This is a genomic window from Acinetobacter sp. ANC 3903, assembly GCF_002135315.1.
Taxonomy (GTDB): Bacteria; Pseudomonadota; Gammaproteobacteria; order Pseudomonadales; family Moraxellaceae; genus Acinetobacter.
Genome location: NZ_NEGA01000024.1, coordinates 43,353 through 57,869, shown reverse-complemented (window position 1 = coordinate 57,869; position 14,517 = coordinate 43,353). Strand labels below are relative to the sequence as shown.

General features: G+C 35.8%; 16 protein-coding genes. 13 read left to right on the top strand and 3 right to left on the bottom strand.

Annotation, left to right across the window (positions count from 1 at the left end):
- Positions 1 to 134 precede the first annotated feature (134 nt).
- From B9T29_RS15575 to B9T29_RS15545, 6 genes are all read left to right on the top strand, one after another.
- The gene (locus B9T29_RS15575; RefSeq protein ID WP_086176792.1) at positions 135 to 1,520 is read left to right on the top strand and encodes a replication initiation factor domain-containing protein; all 1,386 of its coding nucleotides are present in this window, start codon (positions 135 to 137) and stop codon (positions 1,518 to 1,520) included.
- Positions 1,504 to 1,806, top strand: a complete 303-nt coding sequence (locus tag B9T29_RS15570) for a hypothetical protein (protein WP_086176791.1) — start codon at positions 1,504 to 1,506, stop codon at positions 1,804 to 1,806. The genes B9T29_RS15575 and B9T29_RS15570 overlap by 17 nt, the downstream gene beginning before the upstream one ends.
- Positions 1,807 to 2,027: 221 nt before the next feature.
- Positions 2,028 to 2,306, top strand: coding sequence for a hypothetical protein (locus B9T29_RS15560; RefSeq protein WP_086176789.1), 279 nt, complete (start codon positions 2,028 to 2,030; stop codon positions 2,304 to 2,306).
- A gap of 101 nt (positions 2,307 to 2,407) precedes the next feature.
- Entirely contained in the window at positions 2,408 to 3,718 is a 1,311-nt protein-coding gene (locus B9T29_RS15555; RefSeq protein ID WP_086176788.1) for a virulence factor TspB C-terminal domain-related protein, read from the top strand.
- A 1-nt stretch (position 3,719) separates the two neighbouring features.
- Positions 3,720 to 3,998, top strand: coding sequence for a DUF2523 family protein (locus B9T29_RS15550; RefSeq protein ID WP_086176787.1), 279 nt, complete (start codon positions 3,720 to 3,722; stop codon positions 3,996 to 3,998).
- A 97-nt stretch (positions 3,999 to 4,095) separates the two neighbouring features.
- Entirely contained in the window at positions 4,096 to 5,487 is a 1,392-nt protein-coding gene (locus tag B9T29_RS15545) for a zonular occludens toxin domain-containing protein (RefSeq protein ID WP_086176786.1), read from the top strand.
- A gap of 63 nt (positions 5,488 to 5,550) precedes the next feature.
- Here the strand turns inward: B9T29_RS15545 and B9T29_RS15540 are convergent, their stop codons facing one another.
- Both B9T29_RS15540 and B9T29_RS15530 read right to left on the bottom strand, forming a co-directional pair.
- Positions 5,551 to 5,814: a hypothetical protein gene (locus tag B9T29_RS15540; protein WP_086176785.1), complete on the bottom strand. Its 264-nt coding sequence runs from the start codon at positions 5,812 to 5,814 to the stop codon at positions 5,551 to 5,553.
- A gap of 865 nt (positions 5,815 to 6,679) precedes the next feature.
- Positions 6,680 to 6,886: a hypothetical protein gene (locus tag B9T29_RS15530; protein ID WP_086176783.1), complete on the bottom strand. Its 207-nt coding sequence runs from the start codon at positions 6,884 to 6,886 to the stop codon at positions 6,680 to 6,682.
- Positions 6,887 to 6,995: 109 nt separating this feature from the next.
- On the opposite strand from B9T29_RS15530, the gene B9T29_RS15525 reads away from it, so the two are divergent.
- The 5 genes from B9T29_RS15525 (at position 6,996) to B9T29_RS16350 (ending at position 10,470) form a co-directional block, all read left to right on the top strand.
- Positions 6,996 to 7,244, top strand: coding sequence for a hypothetical protein (locus B9T29_RS15525; RefSeq protein WP_086176782.1), 249 nt, complete (start codon positions 6,996 to 6,998; stop codon positions 7,242 to 7,244).
- Between the two features lie 200 nt (positions 7,245 to 7,444).
- Positions 7,445 to 7,591 (top strand): hypothetical protein, encoded by a 147-nt coding sequence (locus tag B9T29_RS16355; protein WP_171264073.1) that lies wholly within the window; start codon positions 7,445 to 7,447, stop codon positions 7,589 to 7,591.
- Positions 7,592 to 8,150: 559 nt separating this feature from the next.
- A complete protein-coding gene (locus B9T29_RS15520) occupies positions 8,151 to 9,020 on the top strand; it encodes an IS982 family transposase (RefSeq protein ID WP_086176781.1) in 870 nt (289 codons plus the stop codon).
- Positions 9,021 to 9,511: 491 nt separating this feature from the next.
- The gene (locus B9T29_RS15515; protein ID WP_143222984.1) at positions 9,512 to 10,123 is read left to right on the top strand and encodes a hypothetical protein; all 612 of its coding nucleotides are present in this window, start codon (positions 9,512 to 9,514) and stop codon (positions 10,121 to 10,123) included.
- Positions 10,124 to 10,311: 188 nt separating this feature from the next.
- Positions 10,312 to 10,470 (top strand): hypothetical protein, encoded by a 159-nt coding sequence (locus B9T29_RS16350; protein WP_171262915.1) that lies wholly within the window; start codon positions 10,312 to 10,314, stop codon positions 10,468 to 10,470.
- Positions 10,471 to 10,533: 63 nt separating this feature from the next.
- Here B9T29_RS16350 and B9T29_RS15510 read toward each other — a convergent pair whose 3' ends face one another.
- The gene (locus B9T29_RS15510; RefSeq protein ID WP_086176779.1) at positions 10,534 to 11,328 is read right to left on the bottom strand and encodes a hypothetical protein; all 795 of its coding nucleotides are present in this window, start codon (positions 11,326 to 11,328) and stop codon (positions 10,534 to 10,536) included.
- 217 nt (positions 11,329 to 11,545) lie between these two features.
- Here B9T29_RS15510 and B9T29_RS15505 point away from each other — a divergent pair, with 217 nt between their 5' ends.
- Together B9T29_RS15505 and B9T29_RS15500 are read left to right on the top strand one after the other, a co-directional pair.
- Positions 11,546 to 12,961, top strand: a complete 1,416-nt coding sequence (locus B9T29_RS15505) for a PLP-dependent aminotransferase family protein (RefSeq protein WP_086176778.1) — start codon at positions 11,546 to 11,548, stop codon at positions 12,959 to 12,961.
- 130 nt (positions 12,962 to 13,091) lie between these two features.
- Positions 13,092 to 14,513 carry an amidase gene (locus B9T29_RS15500; protein WP_086176777.1) on the top strand — a complete coding sequence of 474 codons (1,422 nt, stop codon included), beginning with the start codon at positions 13,092 to 13,094 and terminating at the stop codon, positions 14,511 to 14,513.
- Positions 14,514 to 14,517: the final 4 nt, after the last annotated feature.

The following is a 14,517-nucleotide window of genomic DNA, read 5'->3' as shown; positions in this document are numbered from 1 at the left end:
AAGGTCTTATTTCATTCCATTTAACTCGTTGTTTGGGGTGATTACATGTCAGGTCTACATTTAGCTTCATATGCTCTTGGTGTTGTTTTAGGTTTTATCTCTGGCTATTCAGTTTGTTTTAATTGGGGTTAATCATGAAAAATAAGAATGATCAAAAAAGCACCATTACCCGTGAAAACACGGGGGAAAGTACCCTAAATCAACACTTCTTCAGTCCTGAATCGAGTCTCCTGACTGATTTTTCCACCCCCATTTATAATATGGGGGTTACGGCAGTTGATCCTCGCCTGAAGTGCGATGAGTTCACCTTCCCGCGGAAGCTCGACAACGTAAAAATGGTTCTAACAGAAAAGGGCAATGTGCCAATTCTGCATTCAGTTCCTTGTGATGAATACGGTATTGCTTCACATGACTGGCTAACTTTTAGCTTTTGCCAATCTACCCTAGGCAAAGAATATTTTTCTATTGATCCTGATAATGCCGAATCTTCATTAACCTACGGCATTGAAACTTTCTTAGATCACCATCTTTATGAGATTTTTGGCTTTGGCTTAGAAAAAAAACGTGATCGTGGTATGCATAACTACAAGTTTGCATATGAACTTCAAGACATGCTCGGCATGGTGCTTTACGGCCATAGCTCTAAGAAAATATCTGTACAAATCAACGGTTCGGGCTGTGCTTTGGCCCGTAAAGGCTGGCAGCTCCGTTTATACAAATGGCTTACTTCTTATGAGCGTTTCTTTGATTCTTCAACTGGCATTGAAATAGTTAAGGGTTGTGTTAATCCAAAAATTACCCGCTGTGACTTGGCTTATGATGACTTTGAAGGCAAGTATATATCTGTAGATATTGCCGATCACTGGGATGATCTTGACGGTTTCTGGTGTGGTGGTCGTGCTCCGAAAATTGAAAAGCCGGGTGCTTGGAAGCGTCCAAATGGTAAGGGTCGTTCATTCTGTGTTGGTGATCGTACTAGTGGCAAGTATTGCCGTTTCTATGAACGTGGCAAAAAGGAGGGCAGTCCTTTAAGTCCTTGGACACGTGCAGAAGTCGAGTTTAAATCTAAGGATCGTTATATTCCGCTTGATATTCTGCTGTCTCCTTCACAGTACTTTTTGGGTGCATATCCTTGTTTTGAATGGCTTGCCAAGCAATTAGAAAAAGACTTTGTAACGCCTGAAAAGACTCAAGTTGTTAAAAAAACGTCTCAAATTAACTGGGATTGTTCAATCGAAATTGTCCGTGAACAATTCGGAAAATATATCCGTCAATACTCAAAAGTTATTGAGTCTGATGCATTAATCGCAATGCTTTCATCCCCAAAAGATGAAGTGCCGAAGCGTCTCAAGTTTTCTCATGCTGCTGTGATGCAGTCAATCCGTTTAAAACAGCCAATTAAATCTTCGCTTGATGCTTGTAAACCAACAAGTTCTCTCGATGAAATGCCTTTATTTGTAGGCGTGGCTGGTGTCAATAACTCCTCATATAAGGAATTTACTCATGCTAATGCAATCTGATGTTGTAGTTACCGCTTTTAAAGCCTCTAAGGGTGAAATGAACGGAAAGCCTTACGATTCAACCAAGGTCTATATTGAAACTGATATGCAATCTGGTGAGCGTTCTAAGGGCATTGTCAGCACTCAATACACTTGGGGGCTTTCTTCGAATTATGACCTCATTGAAAAATTTGAACCGCCATTTAAAGCTAGAGCGATCTTTAATGTCGTAAACAATGGCGTTGATTCAAAAACACTTCTTGTTGATTTGGTGCCTGAAAAGGTTCAGCCAAAGTCAGCTAGTTAAGGATTTTAAGAAATGGCATACGTTTGTGAAGTCGTTAATGCTGCAACTCAGGCGTGTGATCAGTGGGTTCTTTTCACTCCATTTCTTCCAGAACTTACTGATGAGGCCAGAGATGAACTCATTAAGTATGTTCTAAAAATGTTTGCTGGAGTTTTCATAATTACGCGTGTTCTCCAGATAGTAAAAAAAGCACGCTAACTTAACTTAAAAAGGAGAATCCTATGGGATTACAAAATGTAGAAAAAATTGAAACTCAAGAGATTCATGAAAAATCATGGTTTCAGCGTTTCAAATACAAAATGGGTGCTGCTGCTGGTGCGACTATCGCTCTAGCTGTTTCAACTTCTTCTAACGCTTTTATTAAAGCTGCTGATGTCACAACAGCAACTACGGCTGCGGGTGGTGAAGAAGTTCTAAGTTCTACTGGTATTTGGGTGCTTACTATTGTTGTGGGTATCGTTATTTTTGGTTTGGTTGTTTCTGTAATTAAAAAGAAATAATCCTTTCCATAAGTGTTTTAGGTGCAGATCATGTCAGTTGAGTCTTTTTTAAATTATTTCATTCTCGTCGTGATCTGCGTCGCTCTCTATAGGATTTTAAAATGATGAGAATTTCTATTTTATTATCCTTTTTGTTTCTTTTCTCTATTACTGAATTATATGCAGGTGCCGCTGAAAAGTGGGAAATTGTAGAAAAAGTCTATGATTCAGCTTCTAAAAATGTTGAATTAACTGCACGAAAAGTTGGTGCTACTGCTGCAAATGATCCTATTTATAAAGCTCGTGTGCCTGTTGCTGCTTCTGAATTGGGTTCTGCTGCTAGGGCTGGTATTTTTGGTGTTGCCGCTTTTACATCTGTTACTGTAATGCTTGAGGGTTTGGGCTGGCTTATTGATGAGGGTTCTCAAGTTATTAAAAGAGAAAAGCCTGTAGATCCTGCTGATCCTACTCAATATTCCAATCGTTATATTCTTTCAAATAATGGTTTTTCAGTTACTTGTTATACCGTTTCTGATTGTCCTGGTGCTTTAACTAAATTTTCATCTGATTTAAATAATAGTCAGTTTGGTAATGTTAATAATAAAATTAAATTTACTTCTTGTACGATTACTGGCGCAAAATCAATGAGATGTTTTGGCTATAATATTAAATATGGCAATAATACTTATCAAGATATTTATAGTGAGCCAAACCCACTTTATGCTCCTAAGCCTAAAGAGTATGAACTTTTGTCTGATACAGAACTCGGTAATGAAATTTTAGGTGAAGGTCAAAATAAGTCTCCATTGCCTTCTGTTATTACTGATATTTACGATCCAAATAGTCCTATCCCTGAAAGTGCTCCAAAAGCAAAAACAGCTGCTGCTTTAGATTCTGCTACTCCTCAACCTGGCACTGAGCCTAATGGTTCTACAACGCCAAATCCCAATTCTGATACAAATGGTGATGGTATACCGGATACTTATGATCCATCAAAACCAGATGCAGGTAGTAAATTTACTTTACCTAATTTTTGTACTTGGGCACCTTCTGTTTGTGATTTTTTTAAAGTTCAAAAACAAGACAACATAGAAATTAAAGAAAATCAAAAAACTGATTTAAAACAAAATGAATCTTTCTTTACAAAAGTTAAGGAATGGTTTGATTGGACTAAAGAGCCTCCAGAAACCCCTGAACCTATTGATGTTCCGGAAAAAGAGCTTGATAAACAGGAAATTAAAAAAGATCTTATTACAGCCAATGTTAGGGCGTGTCCTGCTGATATTATATTTGATGTACAAGATTTGCCTTTCGGTATTCAAGTAAATAAAGCCGTTCAAATGCAGCCGATCTGTAACACGATTGAGCCTCTTAAATATGTTTTTCAGCTTATGACTTTAGTTTTCTGCGGCTTTATTTTATTGAGGGTCTGATATGTCTAAGTTGTTGGCCCTTGTTTTAACTTCATTAATTTCTAGTGTTATTGCTCGTATTCTTATGGGTGCGGGTCTGACTTTAGTTACTTATAACTGGGTCAAAGATATTTTAGATGGATTAATTATTGAAGCTCAAAATTCCTTAGATAATCTTCCTGAACTTGCACTTTCATTCTCTAAGCTTTTAACGCTTGACCTATGTTTATCAATGATTCTATCCACGATACAGCTTGTCATATTTATCAAGTGTGCGCGTATTTGGGTAGGGAAGTCTTAACACATTTGTGGGATCGCTATGCGCGCGCGCTGGGCGGGATGAGCCTGTGATTCCTGCTTAGTGTGCGCGTGGGGAGATCGAACAAAAGGGGTATAAAATGCTTACAGCCATATCAGCACCACCTGGATCAGGTAAGTCACTTTGGTGTGTTGAACTATTAGAAACAACGGTTAGAAAAAATCCTAACCGTATGATTTTTACAAACATCATTGGAATTAATATTCCAGGTGTTTTGCCTATTACATCTTCAACAAATAATCCTTTTGACTGGCGAGATCTTCCAGATGGTTCTTTAATTGTTTTTGATGAAGCCCATGAACACCCAGCTTTTTCTAAGACTGATTTGCTTAAAAATTATCAGTTACCTCGATATATTAATGAACTCTATAATAATCAAGTTACTAAAATTCTAGATTATGCAAATCTTCCAACTCCTTTAAAAATTGATCTTTTAAATAAGCATGGTTTTGTTTATACAGAATTGCCTTTATCTTTAAAGGTTAAAGAACAAGAACAGTTAATTCAAAATGTTCGCAATCTTCAAAAGGTAGCACTTGAGAGAGCTAAAGAGGATATTTTAGATATTGGCCGTGCTTTAACTATGCATCGTCATTTTGGCTTTGACATTGTTCTTGTTACTCAAAAGCCTGACCTTTTAAATTCCTTTGTTAAGGCTGCAACCTCTGAGCATTTAATTCTTCGTCGTCTTTTTAAGATGCAGTTGGCGATTATTTATAGTTATTCTGAGATTCAGGATAGTTTCGGTAATGCTACTCGTAAAAATGCTCTTTCTTGGAAAATATGGTTTTTCCCTAAACGGCTTTTTAAGTATTACATTTCAGCAGAACAGCATACAGCTAAAGCTTCATTGCCTTGGGGTTTGAAAATCCCAGTTTTACTTTTTCTTTGTTTAATTGTTTATTCTGGCTATCGAGCTTATTCCTCTGAATTTGGATTCTTTAAGAATTCTGCTCAAGCTGAAACTGTTTCAACGTCTTCGGCTTCTCCACAACAGACTAAGGCTCAGACACAACAGCAACCCCAACAACAGCAGATTCAAGATTTATCTAATATCTGTAGAAAAGCTGTAAATATTGAAACACCTGAATGCACAAAATGGTTTGATGATATTTCAAAAGGTGGCTTATCGGTTTCTTCAGCTGGAGAGGTTAAGAAGTATGTTTATGATCCTTCAAAACCTTATGATTTTGAATATGTGCCTGAGGAAGTAAATCCAAATGACTTTCCTAGAATGTCAGGTGTGATAAAGCTCTCCAGTGGTAAGCTTGTTGCTGTGGATCAGCAGGGTAACTATATGCTCTCAGTGTCTGAAAAGGATTGTAGAAGGTGGTTAGATGGTTACAGACCATTTAATTATTTTGCTCAGGGTAATTCTTCAACAAATCAATCACACTCTAATCAACAATCTACAGAGCGAGTGTCTACGAGTGAACCGGAAAATCAAAATACTGAAACATCTTCTCTCTGATTACAAAATCCGGGAGAATGAATCTAATAGGGCATAACAGAGGGCGTGTTCCGCCCGAACTGATTAAATAAAATCTTTAATGATTTCTGAACGTTTAGGTACTTTTGCATATTTGATTGATTTTTTTGATTTTAATGTGATAGGTAATTTATTGATTTCCAGACTTTTGATGAATTTTCCTTTCTGTCTTAAGCTGCTGATTTCATATACTAAAATTTGATTTCCGCGTTTAATGACATGCTTTTCAAGTAACGCATCTTTGGCAATTTTATACAGTAGATTGGTGTTTGAAATATATCTGTTTTTATTAAATAGATTTTCTAGCATGGTTAATCTAAGTATGTGATAAAAATCGGATTTTACACTGAATGATTAATAGACATCTATATAGAACAGTTGGCTACAATAGAAATAAGGGAGTTTTACTTAAAGAAGATTATATTTTTATCCGTGAATGTTTAGAAAAACATTTAGAAAACATACAGTTATCGAATGATGATTTATCTCGAGAGATTGATCAATTAAAGGTACTTTTTATTAAGTTGGATCATACGATTGGCAGATTATAGCGGCTTATAACATGCGGGTTACGATTGACTAAATTTGAATCAAAATAGGGCTTTTATGTTAAAAAATATCAATTTGAAGGCTTTAATTTTTGCATTGCTTTTATTGGCATTGCAGCCATTTTTATTCTATGGATTGGCGTATTTATTTTTTCCTGAATTGTTAGGCTTGTAATGTCATCCTATTAGCTGCTTTGTGATCCGTAGGTGAGTTGCTTAGTAAAATGAATTGGACGTTTATAAATTAACTTCCAAAATAAAAATATAAACTTCCAAAGCTCACGGATTTCGGCATAACGTATATTATGTTCATTAAGATACTTCACTGGAGAGATTAATATGTTGGTGAATCTCTCCAGTGAAGTTGCGCCAACGGCTGAGTTATGTAGGGCGCAATCTCGGATATCTTATTTAACATAATAGTTACGTTATGCGACATTCGTCAGAGCTTGGCATTTTATTACACATCGAGTTAAACCGGAGAGCTTTTCCCTAGCTAAACGTAATTTATAAAAAACAATAACTTAATGTTTTTCACTATTTTTTATGATTGGCAAAATGTATCAAAAGAGAAGGGCCTATAAAAGGCCCTTTTTGTTCAGTACTCAATATCCATGAAAATCAAATTAATCCGCTTTTTTTATTTCCTCTATATATTTAGTTACATCTTTTGCCTTTAATTCGTTTAAGTGCTTGTAAAGCAAAGCATTAACGATATCCGCTTCTTCTATTCTTTCTTTAGTTTCGATAATGAAATCTAACGATAAGCTTTTGATCTTGTCTGTAAATTCTCCGCGAACTCTATAAGTTTTTGAAAGATCAGATTTTCTCATTTAAGTAACTCAACAATGTTTCTTGTGACAATATTATTTTGTCACATGTTGTATTGTTACGTGTAATTGTGTTATGTTTCGTCAAAATCATTGCATGTGATGTTGTTACATGGAACTAAATTATAAGAGTCCTCAAGATTTCACCCAAGCAGCCTTTAACCGAGTTGCTGAACTGGTTTCTCAACATGGTCAATGCGCTTTAGAGAACTTTGTACCTGCTTTCTCTACAGAGCAGTGCTTAGAACACTTGGCGCTTGTTGCAAGTGAAATGGCTTATGACTATTCATACATTGATGCTTATGCAGATCTCTATAAGAAAACAAATGCTGAATTAAAAGAAGAAATGGGGGATTGCTAATGCGAATTAATGCAGTTCATCAAATCGACCTTGCTGAATGTCCTCGTTGTCATTCAATCATGTTCAAAGGTCTTATTTCATTCCATTTAACTCGTTGTTTGGGGTGATTACATGTCAGGTCTACATTTAGCTTCATATGCTCTTGGTGTTGTTTTAGGTTTTATCTCTGGCTATTCAGTTTGTTTTAATTGGGGTTAATCATGAAAAATAAGAATGATCAAAAAAGCACCATTACCCGTGAAAACACGGGGGAAAGTACCCTAAATCAACACTTCTTCAGTCCTGAATCGAGTCTCCTGACTGATTTTTCCACCCCCATTTATAACATGCGGGTTACGATTGACTAAATTTGAATCAAAATAGGGCTTTTATGTTAAAAAATATCAATTTGAAGGCTTTAATTTTTGCATTGCTTTTATTGGCATTGCAGCCATTTTTATTCTATGGATTGGCGTATTTATTTTTTCCTGAATTGTTAGGCTTGTAATGTCATCCTATTAGCTGCTTTGTGATCCGTAGGTGAGTTGCTTAGTAAAATGAATTGGACGTTTATAAATTAACTTCCAAAATAAAAATATAAACTTCCAAAGCTCACGGATTTCGGCATAACGTATATTATGTTCATTAAGATACTTCACTGGAGAGATTAATATGTTGGTGAATCTCTCCAGTGAAGTTGCGCCAACGGCTGAGTTATGTAGGGCGCAATCTCGGATATCTTATTTAACATAATATATATTATACGAAATGCTAACTATGTAATTTATATAAAGCATGTTCGCTATACGTTACTCATTTAACTAAACTTGTTACTCTACCCGAATCGCGGATAAGACTTAACTTGAAAAACGGGAGGACTAGAGCCATCAGTTGAGTTACCACACCAAACTCACAACTCTAGTCCTTATGTTCAATAGTACCGAATTATTCTGTGTAATTGATGATTTCTTTCTTAAATTTGAAGCAACTTATTGGAAATTTCTAAAGCAAAGCAATCACTGCTTAAGAATCCGAAAAGCACAACTGAGTATCTCTGAAATCACCTTTATCGCCATTTGGTATAAGTGTTCTCACTTCAACAATTTCAAAGCATTCTTCTCATGGTTGAAACAGGATAAAAGTCATTTATTTAAAAGCTTGCCCTGTTACCATCGCATGATTCACCTGATTAATAGGCATCAATTGGCACTACACGCTCTACATGTCGCTCTGATGAAAGATCAATACAAACAATATTTATGGATTGACTCAACGACTCTACCTGTCTGTAAAAATCAACGCATCCAACGCCATAAATCATTAGCCAAGATCGCATCTCGCGGTAAAAGCTCGATGGGGTGGTTTTATGGCTGTAAATTACATATCGTGATGAATCAATTTGGCGAGATCATTAGCTCAGCATTATCCAATGGGCATATTGCTGACATTAAAATGGTTGAGCAGTTAGTTACAGGTTTACAAGCGAAGCTCTATGGAGATCGTGGCTATATCAGCCAAGAATTAAAAAGCAGATTAAGAGATCAAGGTATTGATTTGATTACCTATCATCGAAAGAATATGAAGTCTGTTCAACTACCAAAATCTGATGAATATCACTTAAAACAGCGCAATAAAATAGAAACGTTATTCAGCCTATTGAAAGGACAATACAATTTAGTAACAAGTAAAGCTCGTAGTATTTCGGGCTTTTTAAGTGGGATTTATGCTTCGGTATGTGCATACCAATTAATCCATCGAAATAAGCCAATCATTCAGATTATGGAATCATTGGCTTAAACAGGATTGGGGTTACTCTGTTTACGGACGTCAATGATTCAAAAATGATTGTTTGGCAATAATTATTCAATCTTAGTAAATTTAGATCAAAATAATTAAGTGTCATTAGGTATGTCATCTTTTCATAGTCTGCAAGTTATCTAAATATTAAAATTAGAGTTGTTACTTACCCAACAGTATTATTCTCCCTTAACGTGACTTATTAGAAATGTTCTATTGAGTTGCTTCTTATTCCATTAATTTTTTCGGATTCCAGTGAGAAATTTGCGCAATAAAAATTTGCTTCGTTGAATCGCTACAAAATGTGTATTTATTTTAACCACTATTACATATCACAGATATCAAAATTAATTAATTTATATTTACATATCAATAATATATAATTTTACACTCATCTATATTCTGTTGAAAACGATTGGTTTAAGTACCTTCTTCTTACTTGCAATTATATATATTCAGCCACATCATTAACGCATAAGGCTTTATATCAAGTGAGTAGAATCATGACGCCTGAACAACGCTTCCAAGCCGTATTAGCCCAATCCAAACAGCATGATGATGAGGAATCCCAACGATCAAAGTTGGAAAATAATTTAATCGTGATTAGCCATGAACTTAAGGAGCTTGCAGATACGCTTGAAGAACAAGTCACCGATCTGATCTTCATTGAAATGGATAAATTTTTAGAGTCTCAAGGATGGACTTCAGAATTTAATAATGCCAAAAATAAAAGATATAGCCTAAACCATAAAAATATTTATATCACTGCCCTAAAACCTGTCAGTGGAAAATTTCTGTTTGTGATCAAGCATGATCTATTTAACAGTACCGAACATCGGGTTGAAGTCTGCTTTAAAGACAGTACAACCTTAAGCCATTTTAAAACAGCGATGCAAGGTGGCGATATTAAAAATGATATACCGATCAAAGCACTTGAAGATTGGTTAAAGGGCTTACAGTCAACCCAACAACTGTTAAAAATAGAAAGTGAGAAGCTCCAACCCGATGGTTTAACTTATGAAATCATTAAAGTGGGACAAATTCATCATAAAAGACTACCTAACTTTATCGAAGCATTTTTATCCATTCTGGAAAATAGATAAATCCGTTTAAAGCCAGGTCTAAATTTTTTGCATTGGATTTATAATAGCTATTCATAGCACGCTTTCAATATGCCCCTGCAAATTTAAAACTATAACTGTTATATAAATATTTCACTTTTTTGTATCTATAGATACTCATTTACATCGTCAATAATCAAGCTAACAGATAGACAAATTGAGATAGCCTGATGAACGATCAAGAGCAAAAAAGACAGCAAAAATACGCTGACAGTGGCATTTCAGATAAAGCTTTCAAACGCGCCATCATTTGGTTCGGGATTTATGCTTTATTGTTCTGTATTGGTGTCGCATTCGTGGTTAATGCAGATAATTCATATCTTCCATGATTTCAATATAACTAAATCTATGATCAAGCAGCATGTTTTCGTCAAGCATGCTGCTTTTTTAGTTTAATGATATTGAATTTTAGTTTGCATATATTCACCATAGACTGAAAGTTTTTCAAAAATATGCTCTGAATAAAACATATCATCTACCAGCAATTGGGCTTGATCAAATCTATATAAATCTAATATTTTCAGCAACTTGGCATTAATTTGAGAAAATTTTGTACAAAGTTGTATGTATTCATCACTTTTATTCTTAAACAATAGTTGTAACATATTGATTTTATTTATATCTAAGTATTCAGATTGCTGTTCTAGAGCAATGACTTGAATCTGCACATGCAGAAAATCAGCAATTAGATTAATCAATTCCAGATTGACATTCAGACGCGTAATACAAACCATCCTAGATACTTTTGAATTACATAAGCCTTTGATTAAATTTAGATAAAATAATTCTTCCCGAGTCATTTCTTCATCATTTAATTGTAGAGATAAGCCCAGGCTGTCCAATAGTTCATCAAAATTAAAGCTGAGATTGTTATAACTAGCCTGATAATACCGCGACAAAATGCTTAAAATTTGTTCATTTTTAGCTGTGTAATAAATAACCTTCCGATTCAGATTAGCCAATATAAATGGTGAGAACAAATAAGCTACATCTTCGATATGCGCTGTAATGGGGTCTTGCAGGATCACAATGTGCCCTGCCTTCTCTATTTCTCTGAGCTTTTTTGCTCTTAATAATGTGGCTTCGACATTTAAATATTTTTGCTTGAGTAACCCTTCAATCTGTGAAGAAACTTTATGTCCTTTAAGCAACTGCTGGATCAAATTTAGTTGCGATATTTCAAACATTTATCACTCCATTTCAACATTTTATGCACATTCATCATGCGTTTGCATTCAGTGTGCGCTAGTATTGCAAATATTTTTGAATTTAATAGATACAACATCAGCCATAAAATTTATAACAGATCTGCATTTTTAGATAAATCTGTTATAAAAATACTTTTTTATTGACTAAATACAGTTATATTTATAGACAGTTACTTTTCATAAATCATACTTCCACATGTATAAGTCAGAACAGCTTGCTCATCAATTAAGACAACTGATTGAAAGTGGCACCCTGAAAGCCCATGAAAAACTTCCTTCTTTACGTGAACAAGTGCAGCTTTCCGGTTTTAGCCTGATTACAGTGATGAATGCTTATCAAGAGCTTGAATCTAGAGGGTTAATTTATGCGAAGGAAAAATCTGGCTATTACATTGCAAATACATATGCCGACCATGAACACAACACACCTTTAATTGTTTCTCTCAATTCTAATATTAAGATCAATTCATTAATTTTTAAGTATCTGAAATCCATTCAGGGTGAACATATTGTTCCGTTTGGTTCGGCATTTCCGGCCAGTGATTTGGTCTATTCCAAAAAACTGACCCAGATTATGGGACAAATTGCACGTAATAAAAAAAGTTATGATGCTATCGATAGCTTGCCACCCGGAAATTTTGCTTTACGCAAACTGATCGCACAACGCTATTGTATGCAAGGTATAGCAACCGATCCTGATGACATTGTCATTACATCCGGTGGTATGGATGCGCTGAACCTGGCGCTGCAAGCAATTGCTCAACCAGGTGACTATATTGTTTTGCAGCAAAATGTTTTTTATGGTGCCTGGCAAGCGGCTGAACGTGTAGGCCTTAAAGTGGTTACGATTCCAGAGCATCCAAAACATGGATTTGACCTGGATGCTTTTGAACATATCTTAAAAACCTATCCGGTAAAACTCTGCTGGTTCATGTTGAATAGCCATAATCCTATAGGTTTTACCGTTTCAGAAGATATAAAATTCCAAATTTCAAAATTATTACATCAATATCAAGTTCATATGATTGAAGATGATGTCTATGAAAAAATGTACTTTGGACATAAAAAGCCTTTGCCCATGACCTATTATGATCAAAATAATTTGATTCTCCACTGCTCTTCTTTTTCTAAAACTTTGGGTGCAACGTTTCGGGTGGGTTGGGTGCATGCTGGGAAATACTCGCAGCATATTCAGCATTTGCAGTTAATGAGCACTATTTCGGTCAATTCTTTACTGCAAACCGCTTTAGTGGAATTTTTGTCTAATTTTCATTATGAAAAGCATCTTCGTAATTTACGAAAAAATTTACAGCATAATAAATTATTATTTTATAGATATTTAGAGTTGAATTTACCCCCTGAATGTAAAATTGAATATTATCCGAGTGGCTATTTTTTATGGCTGAAACTGCCTAAAAATGTAGACAGCATGCAAGTTTATGAAGTCCTTATCCAGCAGAACATAGGTATTGCACCAGGTCAACTTTTCAATATCACCGCACAAAAACAACATTATTTAAGGATGAACTGTTCATTTGAATGGACAGATTCAGTTCAGCATTCACTCGATCAGGTTATTGCTACGCTGCAAGGTTTTATAATGGATGAATAGTTTAAATTGACAGTGAATATTGTCATGACTATGTTGTAAAATGATTTTGATCAGCTTTGTTTTCTTATGCTGATCTCTATAAGACAAAATGAAAAAACAAAAATATACGGAAATACAGGGCTAAAATTATATGGAATCGCAAAATTCTAAACGAATTCATGCATTTGATAATGATGTAATGTCAGATCTAGATGCCGTGGGTATTGCACAATTAATTCGCAGTAAACAGGCTTCCGTAGAAGAAGTCACAGCAGCCGCGATTGCCCGCGCACAACGCGTCAATCCGCATCTCAATGCGATTCAGCTTGATTGTTTTGAGCGTGCCTTATCAAAGCCACATTTCAAACAAACAGGAATTTTTGCCGGTGTTCCCTTCTTTTTTAAAGACAATACCGATTACCAAGGCCTGACAACTCATCATGGCTCTAAAGCGGTACATGGTAAAACCGTATTAATTAATCCAAAAATCAGTCAACAAATTTTAGATCAGGGCTTTGTGGTTTTAGGTAAAACTACCCTGCCCGAATTTGGTTTAAATGCCACCACTGAGTTTAAAGATGGCAGTGCAACTGTTAATCCCTGGCATACAGCCTATTCTTGCGGTGCATCTTCAGGTGGTTCTGCTGCAATGGTTGCCTCGGGTGTAGTGCCTATTGCCCATGCCAATGATGGAGGCGGTTCAATTCGAATCCCCGCTGCTTGCTGTGGTTTGATTGGACTCAAACCCAGTCGCGGTCGTACTTTTGATAGTGATGCAGCACGTTCTTTACCCATTAATATCATCAGTGAAGGTGTAGTTACGCGCAGTGTTCGTGATACGGCTTACTTTTATGCTGGTATGGAACAAAGATTTTATAATAAAAAACTGCCTAAAATTGGTTTAATCAAACAGCCTAACCAGCGCCGTTTACGAATCGGTTTAGTTACCCAATCCATCACCGGTCAAATTGATCAGGAAACATCATTCACCCTCAACCAGACTGCGAAATTACTGGCAGACTTGGGTCATCATGTTGAAGAGTTTAAGCTGCCTATCTCCATAAACTTTGTTGATGATTTTAGTGAATATTGGGGTTTTTTATCTTTTATGCTGCAAACCTTTGGCAAACAGGCTTTTGGGGCCGGATTTAATGCTAAAAAGCTGGATAATTTAACCGTTGGACTTGCTGGACTTTATAAAAAGAACTTTTATAAAACGCCGTTATTTTTGTACCGTTTAAAAAAAATGCAGCAACAATATCAGGACATTTTTAACCAATATGATGTACTTCTTTCACCGGTATTAGCACATACAACCCCACAAATTGGTTATCTATCGCCTAGGCTTCCATTTGATCAATTATTTGATCGGATTCAAAATTACGTTACCTTTACTCCCATTCAGAATGTCGTTGGCGCCCCAGGAATGTCGATCCCGATGGGACAAACGCAAGTGGATGGCTTGCCAATTAGCATGCAGCTTTCCGCCAATATTGGTGATGAAAAAACTTTAATTGAATTGGCCTATGAAATTGAACAGGCAAAACCCTGGCGTAGAATTCAGGATGCTTGATCAT